General features: G+C 62.4%; 14 protein-coding genes. All 14 read left to right on the top strand.

Features of this window, described 5'->3' with window-relative positions:
• Positions 1–58 precede the first annotated feature (58 nt).
• Positions 59–1105: a biotin synthase BioB gene (bioB, locus tag KGL31_12265; GenBank protein MDE2322667.1), complete on the top strand. Its 1047-nt coding sequence runs from the start codon at positions 59–61 to the stop codon at positions 1103–1105.
• Positions 1106–1113: 8 nt separating this feature from the next.
• The gene (bioA, locus tag KGL31_12260; protein MDE2322666.1) at positions 1114–2460 is read left to right on the top strand and encodes an adenosylmethionine--8-amino-7-oxononanoate transaminase; all 1347 of its coding nucleotides are present in this window, start codon (positions 1114–1116) and stop codon (positions 2458–2460) included.
• Positions 2461–2660: 200 nt separating this feature from the next.
• On the top strand, positions 2661–3398 hold the full coding sequence (gene bioD, locus KGL31_12255; GenBank protein ID MDE2322665.1) for a dethiobiotin synthase: 738 nt from the start codon (positions 2661–2663) through the stop codon (positions 3396–3398).
• Between the two features lie 4 nt (positions 3399–3402).
• Positions 3403–4062, top strand: a complete 660-nt coding sequence (locus tag KGL31_12250) for a septal ring lytic transglycosylase RlpA family protein (GenBank protein MDE2322664.1) — start codon at positions 3403–3405, stop codon at positions 4060–4062.
• 233 nt (positions 4063–4295) lie between these two features.
• Positions 4296–4811: a purine-binding chemotaxis protein CheW gene (locus KGL31_12245; GenBank protein ID MDE2322663.1), complete on the top strand. Its 516-nt coding sequence runs from the start codon at positions 4296–4298 to the stop codon at positions 4809–4811.
• Positions 4808–6205: a tetratricopeptide repeat protein gene (locus KGL31_12240; GenBank protein MDE2322662.1), complete on the top strand. Its 1398-nt coding sequence runs from the start codon at positions 4808–4810 to the stop codon at positions 6203–6205. Before KGL31_12245 ends, KGL31_12240 begins: the two co-directional genes overlap by 4 nt.
• Positions 6202–6816 (top strand): purine-binding chemotaxis protein CheW, encoded by a 615-nt coding sequence (locus KGL31_12235; GenBank protein ID MDE2322661.1) that lies wholly within the window; start codon positions 6202–6204, stop codon positions 6814–6816. The genes KGL31_12240 and KGL31_12235 overlap by 4 nt, the downstream gene beginning before the upstream one ends.
• A 26-nt stretch (positions 6817–6842) precedes the next feature.
• Positions 6843–7862, top strand: coding sequence for an MCP four helix bundle domain-containing protein (locus KGL31_12230; GenBank protein ID MDE2322660.1), 1020 nt, complete (start codon positions 6843–6845; stop codon positions 7860–7862).
• A 36-nt stretch (positions 7863–7898) separates the two neighbouring features.
• A complete protein-coding gene (locus KGL31_12225) occupies positions 7899–8315 on the top strand; it encodes a hypothetical protein (GenBank protein MDE2322659.1) in 417 nt (138 codons plus the stop codon).
• Between the two features lie 336 nt (positions 8316–8651).
• Positions 8652–10079, top strand: coding sequence for a hypothetical protein (locus tag KGL31_12220; protein MDE2322658.1), 1428 nt, complete (start codon positions 8652–8654; stop codon positions 10077–10079).
• Positions 10080–10094: 15 nt separating this feature from the next.
• A complete protein-coding gene (locus tag KGL31_12215) occupies positions 10095–12248 on the top strand; it encodes a response regulator (GenBank protein MDE2322657.1) in 2154 nt (717 codons plus the stop codon).
• A gap of 35 nt (positions 12249–12283) precedes the next feature.
• On the top strand, positions 12284–13318 hold the full coding sequence (locus KGL31_12210; GenBank protein MDE2322656.1) for a chemotaxis response regulator protein-glutamate methylesterase: 1035 nt from the start codon (positions 12284–12286) through the stop codon (positions 13316–13318).
• A 12-nt stretch (positions 13319–13330) separates the two neighbouring features.
• Complete coding sequence (locus KGL31_12205) at positions 13331–15268, top strand: response regulator (GenBank protein ID MDE2322655.1); 1938 nt, start codon at positions 13331–13333, stop codon at positions 15266–15268.
• A 694-nt stretch (positions 15269–15962) separates the two neighbouring features.
• Positions 15963–17325 (top strand): HAMP domain-containing protein (locus tag KGL31_12200; protein MDE2322654.1); only part of this gene is annotated, 1363 nt, incomplete at its 3' end.

Raw genomic sequence — 17325 nt, 5'->3', positions numbered from 1 at the left:
GGCTCAACTTTATTCGAGGTTTAGATCATGCGTACGGATTAGATACAACGGGGGAATCGTGGAAACCGTACAGTTACACGGGATGACGGCACAAGTGCGGCGGATCGGCGAGCGGGTGCTGGCCGGAGGGACGCTGGCGTTCGAGGAGGCCGCCCTGCTATTCGAGCGGTCCGATTACGACGTCCATGAACTGTTTCAGGTGGCGAATCGTCTCCGGCTGGATCGGTTCGGGAATCGGATCCATCTGTGCGGCATCGTCAACGCCAAGAGTGGCGGCTGTCCGGAGGATTGCGGTTTCTGTAGTCAGTCGTCCCGCCAGGCCACCGAGGTCGCCAGGTATAGCGTGATCTCTCCGGACGAGATGGTCCTGGCCGCCAGGAAGGCGCGAGCGTACGGCGCCACCGCGCTTGGGGTCGTGACCGCAGCGCGCGGCTACGCCGCTGCATCCACGGATTTTCAGCGACTTGTCGAGGGGCTTCGCGCCATTGCGCAGGACGGCCTGGTCGAGGGGCATGCCTCACTCGGGATCATGGGCGATGAAGAGTTCCGACAGCTTAAGGCGGCCGGCCTCACCACGTTCAACCACAATCTGGAGACCGGCCGTTCCTACTTTCCGAAGGTCTGCACGACCCACTCCTATGACGAGCGGGTCGCGACCATCAGGGCGGCGAAGGCCGCCGGGATCAGGGCGTGCAGTGGAGGGGTCTTCGGGATGGGAGAGGAGCCCAGGCATCGCGCCGAGCTGGCCTTCGCCCTGAGAGAGCTGGACGTAGACGAGGTCCCTCTGAACTTTTTCATCGCCGTGGACGGGACCCGGTTCCAGCAGTTCCCTCCATTAGCGCCCCTTGAGATACTGAAGGTGATCGCGCTCTTTCGATGGATCCTTCCGACCAAGAACATCTTCATCTGCGCGGGGCGGCAGCATCTGGGCGAGCTGCACCCGATGATCTTTTTTGCCGGCGCAAGCGGGGTGATGGTCGGCGACTTCCTGACCACCAGGAATCGAAGCGTGAGCGACGACCTCAAGATGTTCCGTGATCTGGGGCTTGACTTTGGCGAATCGTTGCTCCCCCCGGAACGCCACGCCGCGACCGCTGCGCTTTGACCTTCGCCATGGCCGCTCGCAGCCATCGGCTCCAGCAGGACGACAAACGCTACGTTTGGCATCCGTTCACCCAGATGCAGGACTGGCTGCAGGAACGTCACCCGATCATCGAGCGGGGTGAGGGGAGTACCCTCATCGATGTGGAAGGGCACCGCTACCTGGACGGCGTCTCCTCGCTCTGGGTGACGGTCCACGGCCACCGCAACGCCGCGATCGATCGGGCCATCCGCGCCCAACTGGGGAAGATCGCCCACACCACCTTCCTGGGTCTTTCGCATCCGCTTGCCATTGAGCTGGCCAGAACCCTCATTCGGATCGCGCCGAAAGGACTTACCAAGGTCTTCTACTCCGACAACGGCTCGACCGCCGTCGAGATCGCGCTCAAGATGGCGTTTCAGTACTGGCAGCAGCAGGGTGGAGCGCTTGCCCGCAAAAGCCGATTTATCGCGCTGGAAGAGGCGTATCACGGCGACACCCTGGGCGCGGTCAGCGTCGGCGGGATCGATCTGTTCCATCAGCTTTACCGGCCGCTCCTCTTTGCCATCCGACGGATCCCGTCGCCGTATCGGGCGCCATGGGACCGTCGCCGCCGGTCAGATCCGCTCATGCGGCTGGAGTCGATGCTGGCGCGCGATCATGATCGGATCGCGGGTCTCGTCATGGAGCCGCTGATCCAGGGTGCGGCCGGGATGCTACCCTCACCGCCGGACTTCTTGAAGGCGGTCCGCTCACTTTGCTCACAGTACAACGTGCTGCTGATCCTGGACGAGGTCGCCACCGGCTTTGGCCGGACCGGGACGATGTTTGCCTGTGAACAGGAGGGGGTGACGCTAGACCTGCTCTGCCTGGCGAAGGGACTGACGGGAGGATATCTTCCGCTGGCTGCAACGCTTACGACGCAGGAGATCTTCGACGGCTTCTGCGCTCCTTATGGGGAAAAGAAGAGTTTCTTTCACGGCCATAGCTACACGGCCAACCCGCTGGCCTGCGCCGCCGCCCTCGCGAATCTCCAGTGCTTTCAGCGGGAGCGCACTCTCAAACGGCTGCAGCCCAAGATCGCGTTACTTCGTCGGGAACTCGAATCGCTGCGATCGCTGCCGCATGTGGGCGACATCCGGCAGGTGGGGTTCATGGTTGGGATCGAGCTGATGCAGGAACCGGCGTGCGGGGAGCCGTACCCTTACGGGGCGAAGATCGGGATTCGGACTATCCTGGAGGCGCGGCGACGAGGGCTGATCATCCGACCGCTGGGCAACGTCATCGTCCTGATGCCGCCCCTGTCGATTTCGCCTGAGGACATCGTCAGGATGGTTCGAATTGTTCGTGACTCTATCAGGGCTGTGACGGAGCAATGAAAGGCGCTAGTGTAGTGAGTCCAACGCTTCTTGACATTCACCGTTCGCCCTGAGCCTGTCGAAGGGTGATGTATTGTGGCTAGTTCCGTTCATGGTTCGACAAGCCTGTCCTGAGCATCCCAGCCGTTTTCCTTCGACAGGCTCAGGGCGAACGGCTGGGATGGCCGAAGGGCTCACCACGAACGGGATGTAAGGGGTCTATGGCGCATTACACTAGACGTCGAGGTCTATTCGTGACCGGCACGGATACCGGCGTCGGGAAGACGCTGATTACGGCCGGGCTGGCGCATGCCTTGCGGACATGTGGGATCGACATCGGGGTGATGAAGCCGGTCGAGACCGGCTGCCCTACGGGAGATGGCCGGCTGCGACCGCCGGACGCCTTGGCGCTTCGTGAGGCGGCAGGATCGCGGGACGCCCTCGACCTGATCAACCCATATCGCTTCCGTGAGCCGCTGGCCCCGATGGTGGCGGCTGAGCGGTTGCGACGATCCATCGATGTCGAGCGGCTGCTGGAGCGCTTCGATCGTCTCGCCGATCGACATGCCATAATGCTGGTAGAGGGTGCCGGCGGTCTATTGGTTCCTATCACCGAAAAGGTGTCGTTCCTCGATCTTGCTGACCGGTTGCAACTGCCTTTGGTCGTGGTGATCGGGTCCAGGCTTGGCGCGTTGAACCATGCCAGACTGACGGTCGAGGCTGCCCTTGCTGCCCGCGTTCCGGTGGCCGGGGCCATCGTGAATCGCGCGACAGCGGAGCGATCGACTGCCCGAACGACCAATCTTTCGGTCCTCCGCCGTCTTTTGCCGATCCCGGTCCTTGGTGAGATTCCTCACCTGTCAGACATCCGGGGAAATACTCTATGGCGCAGCCCGGTCCTTCAGCGAATTCTCGCGTCGTACCTCGACGATCTGTTTCCGGAATCTATCAGGAGGTGATCTAGTGCTCAGAATACGCCAATCCGCGATGCTCGTGCTGCCGCTGCTGTTGCTCTTATTCCTGACGTCGTGTGCGTCGATCAGCCGGGGGCCGCGCGCATGGGAGGACCCATCGGGCGAGAAGGGGCTGGCGTCCTGGTACGGTCATCCGTATCATGGTCGCCGCACCAGCAGCGGCGAGGTGTACGATATGTATCAGCTTACAGCCGCTCACCGCGAGATCCCGCTCGGAAGCTGGGTGGAGGTGATCAATCTCACTAACGGCCGTTCTCTCACCGTCAGAATCAATGATCGCGGGCCGTTTGTGGACGGTCGGATTATCGACCTGTCGTATGCCTCGGCCCGGTTGCTCGGGGTGGTCGGACCCGGTGTAGCGCCGGTCAGGGTTCGGCTGACCCAGGCGCCGCAGCCGGCTCCCGGCCCGGCCCGCTATTCGGTGCAGGTGGCCTCATTTGTCGAGGAGTCGAACGCCCTCGCGCTGAAGGCGGAGCTGGAGCAAAAGGGTGCAGGTGTGTACCTGGTGAAGGCCCAGATCAACGGGGAGGTCTACTACCGCGTCCGGGTTGGACAGTTCGTCTCCCACCCCGAAGCCAAGACAGCCGCGGAGCGACTGGCTTCGCTGGGTTACCGCGTCCTGATCACGTATTCTGAAGACCGCCTTTAAGGGATTCCACCGTAAGCTGCTCCCCTGTAGCATAATATGGCAAAAATCTGTTCAACTACGCTTTAATAGGACCAGTAGAGTGTAAGTTAACAATGATATATTCAAAAATATCTTGACATATTGTGAAAATTAGGGGAAAACACGTACTTATACGTATATTGATGCATAAAACAAACGGCGATTCGTTCTGCTTGGACGGAGCGAGGCGTGGGTGATCTTGCGGTGATCTTGCCATGAAGCGTGATCTGCCTGCCTGGCTGACAGACAGGTCCGATCAAGACGTTCAGAGCTCTACACTTCGGTTGGTCGTCTTCGACATCGAGGGGCAGCGCTATGCAGTGCCTCTCAACAACGTTGAGCGGGTCTTGCCGATGGTCGAAGTATCGCCGCTCCCGCAGGCCCCGGCGGTGGTTCTCGGCGTGATGAACCTCCATGGCCAGGTTATTCCGGTCATCGATCTCCGGCGCCGCCTTGGTCTGCCCCTCCGCGACTACGGCCTGACTGCCCGCCTGCTGATGGTCCGGACGAGCCGGCGAATCCTGGCCTTGACGGCCGACGAGGTGTTGGGGGTGAGGGATGTTGCACAGGAGACCATTACCCGGCCGGACGCGCTCCTCCCCGGGATCGGTCACGTGGCGGGGATCGTCTCGCTCGCTGACGGCCTCCTCTTCATCCACGATGTGGAAGCATGCCTCTCGCTGAATGAAGAACAACGCCTCACGACAGCCTTGGAAGAGTTAGAGAATTGAGGCTGTCAGAGGAGTTGTACCTTCAGGCGCAGACGCTTATTGCCGGCCGGTTGGGCCTGGACTTCTCCAGGGGACGTCAAGCCGACTTGGAGAGGGGTCTCGTCCAAGCCTGTCACACCTCATCCGTCTCCGCGCCGGAGACGTATCTGGCCTGGCTCGCAACCTTACCGGATGAGAGCGCGGAGTGGAGGCGGCTGGCGAGCCACTTGACCGTAGGCGAGACCTATTTCTTCCGCGATGGTGCCCTCTTCGAGGCGCTGGAGCAGCACGTTCTCCCATCGCTCATTACCGGCCGCCGGACGGAGAGAAACCGACGGCTCCGGCTCTGGAGCGCCGGATGCGCGACGGGAGAAGAGCCTTACTCCCTCGCCATTCTGCTGGATCGCCTGCTCCCCGATCTCGCCGACTGGGCCCTCACGATTCTGGCCACCGACATTAACCCTGATGCTCTTGAGACAGCGCGGCGAGGGCGCTACCGGGAATGGTCCTTCCGGGAGACTCCCCAGTGGATCCGGGATCGATACTTCCACCGCCTGAGCGCGGAGACGTTCGAGGTGGATCCGAGAATTCGGCGGATGGTCACCTTTGCACCGCTTAACCTGGCCAAGGATGGCTATCCGGGTGTGGTGACCAACACGAGCGCTGTGGACCTGATCCTCTGTCGCAACGTCCTCATGTATTTCACTCGTGAGGCTCAACAGGCGGCCACGGTCCTACTCGAACGGGCGCTGGTGAGGGGAGGATGGCTGGCGGTGAGCCCTGCCGAGGCGTCAGTCGAACTCTACCACCCTCTGGTGACTGTTACTTTCCGCGCCGCCATTCTTTACCGGAAGGGGGAAGAGTTCGCCGCTAACCTTCCGCTTTCCGACTTCAACTCCGCGCCGGAGGTGGACAGCGGGTGGAGAGTGGCAGACAGTCCAATGCAAGAGCCACGGCACATGGAGCAAGCGGATCCGCTTATACTCTCGGAAACGAAGCTAACCGAGGCGCCGCCAGAGACGCCATCCGATCTCCAGCGTGCCCAGGCCCTGGCTGACCAAGGTAAGCTTGAGGCGGCTCGCGAGCTGTGCGAGGCCGCGCTGGTGCAGGATCGGCTGGACCCCGGGGCCCACCTGCTGTTGGCCGCGGTCTGTCATGAGCGAGGAGAAATCCCTTTGGCTCTGGAAGCCCTTCGACGGGCCATCTACCTGGCCCCGGATTCCGCCGCCGCCCACTTTCTTCTGGGCAGCCTCCTCCTTCGGCAGGGACAGCGCAAGCGGGGGCGGCGCTCCATGGAGACCGTCGTGAGTTTACTGAACTCCGTCCCGCGCGAAGAAGCGGTGGCGGGCGGCGACGGCCTGACCGCGGGCCGGCTTCTTGAGACTGCCAGGGCGTATCTGGAGATGCCCTCATGAACGAGACTCGACCGGCGGTCAACTGGCAGGTGACCCACTCCCGGCTGGAGCAAACACGGCGGACTCTGGAAGCCGGCGGGAGTCCTCTCCCTGAAGAGGTGAAGCGAATCTTGAGGGGCCGAGCTCAAGCGCTGGCGAAGCCCTTGGTGGAGGTCCGAACCTCTGCAGAGGTTCTTGACTTGCTGGTCTTCTCGCTTCCGGGGGAGCGATACGGCATTGAGACGGCTCACGTCAGGGGGGTGATTTCTCTCCGGGAGCTGACGCCTGTGCCATGCACGCCGCCGGTCATTCTCGGCGTAGTCAACCACCGCGGGTGCATCCTGCCGGTCCTGGACCTCCGAAGGCTGTTCAATCTGCCTGGGCAAGGTATCACCGAGGGGGGCCGGGTTGTGGCGGTGGAGGCTGGAGGGATGACGTTCGGGATCTTCGCCGACGCCGTGGCAGGGTCCATCCGGGTGGCGGCTCACGAGATCGCGCCCCCTCCAGCGACCCTCAGCGCCGGTCGCCAGGCCTGCATCCGAAGCATTACGGGAGAAATGATCGCGGTTCTGGACCTGGAGGCGCTGACCCGGGATCCGCGGATCGTCGTGAACGACGAGGTCGGTGGTTAGGAGAACGTGATGAATAGGAGAGCGGCATGAAATGGACAGTGGGGCAGCGAATTACGGTTGGGTATGCGGTGATCCTGGTGCTCCTCATGGTGGTGGCTGGGGTAGGATACATTGCCCTCTCCCGGACCGCTGAAACGTTCGAGACTGTGATCCACGCCCAGGAGAGAGATCTTGGGGCCGTACGGAGGGGGGACAGCGCCATCGACAGGGCAACTGATATTTTCCTCCGCTACCTCCTGGTACCGGACGAAAGTCTCCTCAAGGATGTTGATGAGGCGAACGCCGAGGTCCGCCGGGTCATGACAGAGTTGCGGGATCAGGCTGGTACTGCAGAGCTGAAGACAGGCTGGGGAGAGCCGCTCAATCTCTTGAACGCCTGGGAAGGAGCCATCCGGTCCTCGATGGCGGCCCAGCGGGCTGGTCGTCACGCTGATGCGCTTCGTATACGTACAGAGCGGGTTCTGCCCGTCCGGCAGCAGCGAGATACCCTGGTCGCCCACCTCGTCGAATTGCAAGGCGCCCGTACGCGAGAAGTTGTACGGTCAGCGGTTACCGGGGCATCTCAGGCGTTGTGGGCGATGCTCATCGTTTCGGGACTTGCGCTCGCCTCCGGAGTCGTCATTACATGGGGGTTGACGCGCTCAATCACCCGCCCCCTGCGCCAGACGATCGGGACCCTGGCCTCCGCGTGTTCAGAGATCCTCGCCGCCACCACTCAGCAGGCCTCGGGGACGGCAGAAGAGGCGACGGCGGTCCAGGAGACCTCCACGACTGTGGACGAGGTGAAGCAGACCGCCCAGGTGTCGGCGCAGAAGGCGCGCGCCGTGACAGAGGGCGTGCAGCAAATCGCGCAGGTCTCCCAGGAGGGCCGACGGGCTGTGGAGGAGAGTATCAAGGGGATGCACGAGACCAAGGGACGGATGGAGACCATCGCCGAGCGGATCCTGACACTGAGCGAGCAGGGTCAGGCTATCGGTGAGATCATCACCGCCGTCAACGATCTGGCGGAGCAGTCAAACCTCCTCGCGGTGAACGCGGCCATCTAGGCGGCCAAGGCCGGAGAAGCCGGGAAGGGCTTTGCCGTGGTCGCGGCCGAGGTCAAGGCGCTGGCCGAGCAGTCTAAGCAGGCGACGACACAGGTGCGAGGGATCCTGAACGAGATCCAGCGGGCTACTCAGGCGGCGGTGATGGCGGCTGAGCAGGGCGTCAAGGCCTCGGAGGCCGGGGTCGGCGTGGCGGCCCGAGGCGGCGAGGCCATCCGGCTCCTGGCCGAGAGGCTGACCGAGTCCGCCCAGGCGGCCCAGCAGATCCTGGCCTCCGCGCAGCAGCAGGTGGTAGGGGTGGATCAAGTGGCGCTGGCCATGCAGAATATCCAGCAGGCCTCCACCCAGAACATGGCCTCGACGCGACAGGTCGAACAGGCCGCCCGGGCCCTGAACGGGCTGGCCGGAGGGCTCAAGGGGCTTGTTGCGGCCTCGAGGAATGGAAGGCGCGCCTAAACGATGACAACTCAAACCAATCCGCCTCTCGTTTCTTCGCTCCGATACCTGTCATACGCTTCCGGTACGACCGTTATTCTTATCGGTTGTCTGGTACTCGTTGGCTGGATTCTCGACATCGCAACGCTGAAAAGCGTCCTGCCTAACTTAGTCACGATGAAGGCCAATACCGCGATCGCCTTCGTTCTGGCCGGCGTGTCGCTGCGACTCTCACTGGCGCAATCTAAGGAGCAACGAACACGTCGCATCGCGCGAGGGTGTGCCTTCGCGGTTGGCCTGGTTGGCCTGCTCACGCTTACCCAATTCGTGTTCAGTCGAGATCTCGGCATCGACCAGATGCTGTTCAAGGAAGCGGTCGGGGCTCTCGCAACATCTCAACCAGGCCGGATGGCACCCAATACTGCCGTAAATTTTCTGCTCGTGGGCTGCGCGCTGCTGCTTCTGGACTCGGAGACCGACCGTAGCCGCCGGCCAGCTCAGATCCTCACGCTCATCGCAGCGGTGGTTGCCTTGTTGGCGCTGGTGGGTTATGCCTACAACGTTAAAGCACTCTATGGCGTCGCCGCCTACACGAATATGGCCATTCACACGGTGGTGACGTTCGTCGTGCTCTGCGCCGGCATCATGTTCGCGCGTCCAGACCGTGGGCTCATGACGGCAATCGTAAACGAAAGTATGGGGGGCATCATCGCGCGTCGTTTGTTGCTCGTCGCGATTGGGGTCCCATTCGTCCTGGGGTGGTTGACATTGGAGGGCCAGCGGGCGGAGCATTACGAGGCAGAGTTTGGCCTCTCGCTTGTCGTCGTAACGAGCATCATCATTTTCGCCATCGTGATTTGGTCAACCGCCGTGTCACTCGATCGGATGGATACCGAGCGCAAGCGGGCGGAGGAGGAAAGGGACAAACTCTTCCAGGCTATCCGGGAGGCGGTCGGGCAGCTTTCCTCGACGAGTACGGAGATCCTCGCCGCCACCACCCAGCAGGCCTCGGGGACGGCGGAAGAGGCGACGGCGGTCCAGGAGACCTCCACGACAGTTGATGAAGTGAAGCAGACCGCGCAGGTGTCGGCCCAGAAGGCGCGCGCTGTGACGGAGGCCGCGCAGAAGACCGCGATGGTCTCCCAGGACGGGCGGCGAGCCGTAGAGGAGAGCATCAAGGGGATGCAGGAGACCAAGGCGCGGATGGAGGCCATTGCGGAGCGGATCCTGGCCCTGAGCGAGCAGGGGCAGGCCATCGGCGAGATCATCGCCAGCGTCAATGACCTCGCTGAGCAGTCGAACCTTCTGGCCGTGAACGCTGCCATCGAGGCGGCCAAGGCCGGGGAAGTCGGGAAGGGCTTTGCCGTGGTCGCGGCCGAGGTCAAGGCGCTGGCCGAGCAGTCCAAGCAGGCGACGGCACAGGTGCGGGCGATCCTCAACGAGATCCAGCGGGCGACGCAGGCGGCGGTGATGGCGACCGAGCAGGGCGTCAAGGCCTCGGAGGTCGGGGTCGGCGTGGCGGGCCGAGGCGGCGAGGCTATCCGACTCCTGGCCGAGAGCCTGGCCGAGTCCGCCCAGGCGGCCCAGCAGATCCTGGCCTCCGCTCAGCAGCAGGTAGCGGGGATGGAACAAGTGGCGCATGCTATGCAGAACATCCAGCAGGCCTCCACCCAGAACATGGCCTCGACGCGACAGGTCGAACAGGCCGCCCGAGCCCTGAACGAGCAGGCCGGAGGGCTCAAGGGGCTCGTCGGGGTATCGGGCAATGGGCGGAGAACCGGGTAACAGAGAGTTTCAGCGATGGCGAATCGAGAGAACGACTTCAAGGCCCGGCTGCTGGTTACGTTCCGGATCGAGGCCGAGGAGCATCTTCAGGCCCTTACGGAGAACCTGCTGGCGCTGGACCGCGGGTTGCCGCCTGCCGAGATGTGCGAGGTCGTTGAGGCGACGTTTCGGGAGGTCCACACGCTGAAGGGAGCCGCGCGCTCCGTCAGCCTGATGGATGTAGAGACCATTTGCCAGGCGTGTGAGTCGGTGCTGAGCCGAGCCACACGCGGCCAGCTCGTACTGAGCCAGCCGATCCTGAATCGCCTCCAGGAAGCAGTCGATGGCGTCGCCCGCCTCTTGGCAGGCAGCGCCGATTCGACGGTGGTGCCTGATCTGATTCGATGCCTCGAGAAAGCGGTGAATGAGACGGGGGTTAGGGATCAAGGGTTAGGGATCAGAGTCCAACCCCCAACCCCCAATCCCCAATCCCCCGCTTCACCCCCATCTCCCATTCCCCACGCGGACAGCGTCCGGCTCGCCACGGCCAAGCTGGACGTCCTGCTTCTTCAGGCAGAAGACCTTCTGGTGCCAAAGCTCGCTGCCGATGAGCGGGTGCGAGAAGCCAAGGCGCTGGTCGAGGCGCTCAAGCGGTTAAGAGCGGGTGTCAGGGGATGGGGATCTGAACTTCAGGCGGTGGAGGCTCAGGCCGAGGATCTGCTTCGCCATCTTGCCGGCGATCAGCGGACCATCAGCAGGGCGGTGGATGGCCTGTATGAAGAGCTGCGGCGGACGAGGCTCACGCCCAGCTCAACCGTCCTGGACCTTTTCCCGCGAATGGTCCGTGATTTGGCACGAACGCACGGCAAAGAGGTTGAGTGGGTGGCCTATGGGGCCGACCTGGAGGTGGACCGGAAGGTCTTGGAAGCGATGAAGGAGCCGTTGATCCATCTTGTGCGAAACGCCATCGACCACGGGATCGAAATGCCTGAAGCCAGGGTAGAGGCGGGCAAATCACGTCGAGGGCGCGTGGTAGTAACCATCAGCGCGCTGGAGGGGGGTCGCATCGAGATCCGCGCTGAGGATGATGGGGACGGGATCGACCTGGGCCGGGTAAAGGCGGCGGCGATTCGGGCGCGCCTCCTGACCGCCGAGGCGGCGGAGGCGTTGACGGGCGACCAAACCCTGGACCTTCTCTTTCGCTCCGGTCTCAGTACCAGCCCCATCGTGACCGATCTCTCAGGCCACGGCTTGGGTCTGGCCATCGTGAAGGAGCGAGTGGAGCGTCTGGGGGGCCAGATCCGGACAGAGACGCGGGCAGGAGTGGGGACGACGGTGCGAGCGATCCTCCCCGCGACGATCACGACGTTTCGCGGTCTTCTGGTCCAGGCGGGCGGGCAGCCCTTCCTCCTTCCCACCGAGGCCATCGAGCAAGCGATCCGCGTCGCACATGATGCGGTCGAGCACGTGGAGGGGCGCGAAGCGATCCGCTGGAACGGCCAACCGCTTTCCATCGCCCGTCTCAGCGGACTGCTCGGACTTTCAGAGGCGGCAGACCAGCCGGAGCCCGGACGCAAGCGGCCGTGCATTATCGTGAAATCCGGCGAGGCGCAGGTGGGGCTTCTGGTCGAAGAGATCCTGGGGGACCGGGAGGTGCTGGTGAAGGAGATCGGGCCCCCGCTCGTCCGGGTCAAGAATGTCGCTGCGGCGGGCCTCCTGGGAACCGGCCAGGTGGTGCTGATCCTCCGCCCCGCGGATCTCCTGAGGTCGATTCGAGAGATCACTTGCCCACCGGTGAAAGCGGTCGCACACGAGGAAAAAGACCGTCAGCCGGTCCTGCTTGTGGTGGACGATTCCATCACCACCCGGACGATGGAGAAGAACCTCCTGGAGGCGGCGGGCTACCAGGTAAAGGTGGCAGTAGACGGGATGGAGGCCTGGACGCTCCTCAACACTGAGGAGTTCGACCTTGTCGTCTCCGACGTGGACATGCCCCGAATGGACGGCTTCGATCTGACAACCCGGATACGGGCCGACCGGAAGCTGTCCGAACTTCCGGTGGTCCTGGTGACTGCACTGGAGTCCCGAGAAAACAAGGAGCGGGGGATCGAGGTTGGCGCGAACGCGTACATCCTCAAGTCAAGTTTTGACCAATCGAGCCTCTTGGAGTTCATCCGTCGGCTGGTGTAAAGCAGGGGTTGGGGGGTGGGGAGAGCGGAGGACGCATGATCCGGATACTCGTAGCCGATGATTCGGCGACGGTGCGGGAATATCTGACCTTTTTGCTTAACCAGGATCCTGCGCTTCAGGTCGTTGGCACAGCCCGGGACGGTCTGGACGCCGTGGAGCAGGCCGAACGGCTTAAACCAGACGTCATCGTGATGGACGTCCACATGCCTCGGATGAACGGCTATGAGGCGACCCGTCAGATCATGGAGCGTGTTCCCACGCCTATCGTGATGGTCAGCGCCAGCTCCACCCGCTATGAAGCGGCCACAGCCTTCGAGGCCCTCAAGGCCGGCGCCTTAACAGTGGTTGAAAAGCCTTGCGGCCCGGATCATTCGGCGCAGGCCGAGGGTACCCGGCGGCTCCTGGAGACGGTGAAGCTTATGGCGGAGGTGAAGGTAGTCCGGCGATGGCCGAAGCGCGAACGTTCGACGCCGCCTTCTCCGCTTTGGGCCATGGCGGACGGAACGATCAGACTCATCGCAATCGGCGGGTCCACCGGCGCCCCTCAGATCATCGCTGACATTCTGGCAAAGCTACCCCGCGACCTCTGGGCGCCTATCCTCGTCGTGCAACACATCGCGCCGGGGTTCACAGGGGGGTTCGCCGAATGGCTCGCCGAGGGGACTCGCCTCACGGTAAAGCTGGCCGAGTCAGGGGAAGCGACCCGGCCGGGCACTGTCTACCTTGCGCCGGAGGGTTCTCAGACGGGGATCACGAAGGAGGGCCGGATTCGGTTGACGAAGGAGCCGATCGAGGACGGTTTCTGCCCGTCGGCTTCCTATCTCTTTCAGTCAGTGGCAGAGGCCTTTGGCCGATCCGCTCTCGGCATCCTCCTGACCGGGATGGGGCGGGACGGCGCGGCTGGTCTCAAGCGGCTTCGGGAGGCTGGCGGGGTGACGATCGCCCAGGATGAGGAGAGTTGCGTAATTTTTGGGATGCCGGCAGAGGCCATCCGCCTGGGGGCGGTCGAGCATGTGCTCTCGCCGGAGCAGATCGTGGGAGCGATCCGCTCCCTGGTAAGTCACGGCTAGGAGGTCACGATTATGGAACGTAGGATTCTCTTGGTGGAGGATAGTCCGACGCAGGCGGAACGGATCCGCCTTCTGCTGGAGGGGGAGGACTATCGGGTTGAAACGGCCGCAAATGGCCGCGAGGGGCTTCAGCGCATTCAGTCGGCGCTGCCCGACCTTATCATTTCCGACGTCATCATGCCCGAGATGGATGGTTACGCCTTCTGCCAGGCAGTGAGGTCGAGCGAGACGAGCAAGCGAATTCCATTTGTCCTCCTCACTGAACGAAAGACACCTCTCGACATCCTCAAAGGTCTGGAGCGAGGCGCCGATAACTTCATTACGAAGCCTTTCGAAGACGACTACCTCTTGGAGCGGATCCGGCGGATATTTGAGCACCTGGAGCTGCGAAAAGCGGGTCGATTCGAGATGGAGGTCGCCGTGCGAGCGAACGGCCGGGACATCACCATCTCCCCTGACAAACAGCAGATCATCGAGCTCCTCTTTGCCAGTTTTGAAGAGATTTGCGACCTGAACGTTCAACTCACAGACTCGAAGAAGAGCCTGGAGAACTATTCCAAGGATCTTGAGGCGAAGGTCCAGGAGCGTACCCAGCAGCTTCAGCGCCAACAGGAGGTACTGCGGGCCTTGTATCTGGCGAGTCTGGAGATCCAGATGCCGCTGGAACTTCATGAGCGACTTGACCGTCTCCTCGAGACCGCCCAGACAGTGTTGGAGCTGGACCGCGTCAATATCCTGCTTGTCGACCCAGAGCAGCGTGAACTACGGGCAGTGGCCAGCCTTGGGGTAGAGGAGCCGCTCGCAGCGATCTGTGTCCCGATTGGGCCGGCAGGAGGCGCACTGGCCGAGGCCTACCGTACCCAGCAGATGGTTGTCTGGGATGGCCGGGCACCTCTCCCCGAGCCGCTCCGGCTCCAGCCACCGTATGACCAGATTGAGGCCTTGAGCTCTCCGGTGTTCGCGATTGTGCCCCTGGTGGTTCAGGGGCAGGCGATTGGAGTTTTTGGGGGGGACCGGAAGCACAGCCGCCGCCCCCTCGACCCCACCACGCGCGAGCTGTTCCAGCTCTTCGCGACCCAGGCTGCCCTCGCGATCGAGTATGCGCGGCTCTATGAGACGCAGCGCATGGTAGCCGTCCAGCTTGAGGCTACAGTTGAGGAGCGCACGCGAGAGCTCCAGGCTACGAATGCGCAGCTCCAGGAGGCGACTCGTAAGGCCGAGGAAGCCTCCCGCCACAAATCGCAGTTTCTCGCGAACATGTCCCACGAACTGCGGACGCCGCTCAACAGCATCCTTGGGTTTTCAGAACTCCTCGAGGCCGGGATCCATGGTCCCATGAGCGAGAAGCAGGCAGGATTCCTTCGCCACATCCACAATTCCGGAATGCATCTTCTGCAACTGATCAACGACCTGTTAGACCTCTCAAAGGTCGAGGCGGGGCGACTGGAGTTACGGCCTGAGGCGTTCAAGCTTACCGATGCCCTGACGGCCGCCCTCGAAGAGTTTCGGATTCAAGCCGACGGGAAGGGGGTGGCGCTCTCGCTGCACCTGGGAGAGGCCCCTGACATCCTGGTGGCTGACCCGCTCCGCTTCAAGCAGATTCTGTATAACCTTTTGAGCAACGCCGTGAAATTCACCCCAGCGAGCGGTTCCGTTACGGTCACTGCACGCACAGTGCGGTGCGCAGCGGAACACACCTCAGAAACCCCCGAGTGGGTTGAGATTGTTGTACAGGATAACGGTATCGGGATCAAGGCTGAGGATCTGAGTCGACTCTTCCAAGAGTTTACACAGTTAGACAGTTCCATCGGAAAGCCGCAACAGGGGACCGGCCTTGGTCTCGCTCTGACCAAACGCCTGGTCGCGCTGCACGGAGGTTTCGTAACTGCCACCTCTCCCGGAGAGGGTCAGGGAAGTACCCTCACTGTTACTCTTCCATTACCCTCCTAAGAGCCTCCAGAGACGGGACGATGAGTGAGATAGATTAATCCCAAGATATATCTTGCCATCACATTAGATATAATCTGAGTGTAGGTAGCAATATTAATGATACATCGACGGTATAAGAAATAAATCTTGACTATTAGACTGAATGGACTAATTTAAATGTACCAGTAACAACGGTCATATAAGTGTGCATGGATTGATGAGACTGCACTGACATTGCTTCACCAGGGTGATGCCACGGCGATGATGAACGAGGTGGTCTCCCCACAACAACCCTTCCGCTTGGCCTGCCACGATGGCAGCCGAAGATGTCTGGCCTGGCTCATTCTGCATGCCTCCCCCCCTCCCCCCCCCCCAGAGATTTCGCGGCTTGCGGGATTCTTCGAGTCGTTCCTTCCCGCGGTGTATAGACCGGAGTCAAGAGTGGCGGCGCTATGTCTTGCCTCTCAACGACGTTGAGCGGGTCTTGCTGATGGTTACTGTGTGGCCCTTCCGGCAGCTTACATTCGATTACCGCGACAGGATCGGTTCATGTGGCGCGCATATTCTTCTCGCTAGTATTTCCCGTTGGTTTCGCCATCAATTCCGCGCGCCCCCGGTATTTCGGCTGTCCGCGATGAGTGAGCAGGGGGGCGGCGCCAAGCCATAGGTGGTACCGAATCGATATCACGGTGAGATGTCTTCAGGAGGACACGCTATGCCAACAGAGCCGGCGACCAGAGGTGGGACGGATACTCTGGATATGAATGAACTGTTGAACGTCCTGCGGGCCTTCAAGAAAGGCGACTTCTCCGCGCGTATGCCGCTCGGGCTGACCGGTGTGGCGGGGAAGGCGGCTGACCTCCTCAACGAGGTCATCGAGGTCAACGAACAGATGGCTGCGGAATTCGACCGCGTCGGCAAGGTGGTGGGCAAGGAGGGGAAGCTCGCCGTACGCGCCTCATTGAGTAATGGGAGCGGCGCATGGGGACGGACGGTGAGTTCGTTCAACACCCTCGTCAGCGATCTGGCGCGGCCCACCAACGAAATCGCCCGCGTCATCGGGGCCGTGGCGCGGGGCGACCTGTCGCAGGCCGTCCCGCTGGAGGTGGAAGGCAAATCCCTCGACGGCGAATTCCTCAGCACCGCCAAGGTCGTCAACACCATGGTCAGCCAGCTCAGCTCCTTCGCCTCCGAGGTTACCCGCGTGGCCCGCGAGGTCGGGATGGAGGGGAAGCTGGGCGGCCAGGCGGTCGTCTCCGGCGTGGCCGGGACCTGGAAAGACCTGACCGACAGCGTCAACGGCATGGCCGCCAACCTGACCGGCCAGGTCCGCAACATCGCGGATGTGACGATCTCTGTCGCCACCGGCGACCTGTCCAAGAAGATCACCGTCGACGTGCGCGGCGAGTTCCTCCAGCTTAAAGAGACCATCAATACGATGGTGGATCAGCTCCGTTCCTTCGCCTCCGAGGTCACCCGTGTGGCCCGCGAGGTCGGCACCGAAGGCAAACTGGGCGGCCAGGCGGTCGTCTCCGGCGTAGGCGGCACCTGGAAAGACCTCACCGATAATGTCAACGGCATGGCGGCCAACCTGACCGGCCAGGTCCGCAACATCGCGGCGGTTACGACGGCTGTGGCGCGTGGCGACTTGTCGCAAAAGATTACGGTAGACGCTCGGGGTGAGATCCTGCAGCTCAAGGACACCATCAACACCATGGTGGATCAGTTGGGGTCGTTCGCCTCCGAGGTCACCCGCGTGGCCCGCGAGGTCGGCACCGAAGGGCGGCTGGGCGGCCAGGCCGAGGTCAAGGGTGTCTCGGGCACCTGGAAGGACCTGACCGACAACGTGAACCTTCTGGCCGGCAACCTCACCTCCCAGGTGCGCAACATCGCCCTGGTGACCACCGCCGTCGCCACCGGCGACCTGTCGAAGAAGATCACCGTCGAGGCGATGGGCGAGATCCTGCAGCTCAAGGACACCATCAACACCATGGTGGATCAGTTGGGGTCGTTCGCCTCCGAGGTCACCCGCGTGGCCCGCGAGGTCGGCACCGAAGGGCGGCTGGGCGGCCAGGCCG

It is taken from the genome of Candidatus Methylomirabilota bacterium (genome assembly GCA_028870115.1).
GTDB lineage: Bacteria > Methylomirabilota > Methylomirabilia > Methylomirabilales > Methylomirabilaceae > Methylomirabilis.
Note: the sequence above shows the minus strand (reverse complement) of the source record. Positions and strands in the feature narration are given on the sequence as shown.

Bases quoted from the DNA above. Each gene is read 5' to 3' on its own strand.
- bioA (MDE2322666.1), top strand. From the start codon at position 1,114: ATGGCCGCTCGCAGCCATCGGCTCCAGCAGGACGACAAACGCTACGTT.
- bioD (MDE2322665.1), top strand. From the start codon at position 2,661: ATGGCGCATTACACTAGACGTCGAGGTCTATTCGTGACCGGCACGGAT.
- KGL31_12245 (MDE2322663.1), top strand. From the start codon at position 4,296: ATGAAGCGTGATCTGCCTGCCTGGCTGACAGACAGGTCCGATCAAGAC.
- KGL31_12235 (MDE2322661.1), top strand. From the start codon at position 6,202: ATGAACGAGACTCGACCGGCGGTCAACTGGCAGGTGACCCACTCCCGG.
- KGL31_12230 (MDE2322660.1), top strand. From the start codon at position 6,843: ATGAAATGGACAGTGGGGCAGCGAATTACGGTTGGGTATGCGGTGATC.
- KGL31_12220 (MDE2322658.1), top strand. From the start codon at position 8,652: ATGCTGTTCAAGGAAGCGGTCGGGGCTCTCGCAACATCTCAACCAGGC.
- KGL31_12215 (MDE2322657.1), top strand. From the start codon at position 10,095: ATGGCGAATCGAGAGAACGACTTCAAGGCCCGGCTGCTGGTTACGTTC.
- KGL31_12210 (MDE2322656.1), top strand. From the start codon at position 12,284: ATGATCCGGATACTCGTAGCCGATGATTCGGCGACGGTGCGGGAATAT.
- KGL31_12205 (MDE2322655.1), top strand. From the start codon at position 13,331: ATGGAACGTAGGATTCTCTTGGTGGAGGATAGTCCGACGCAGGCGGAA.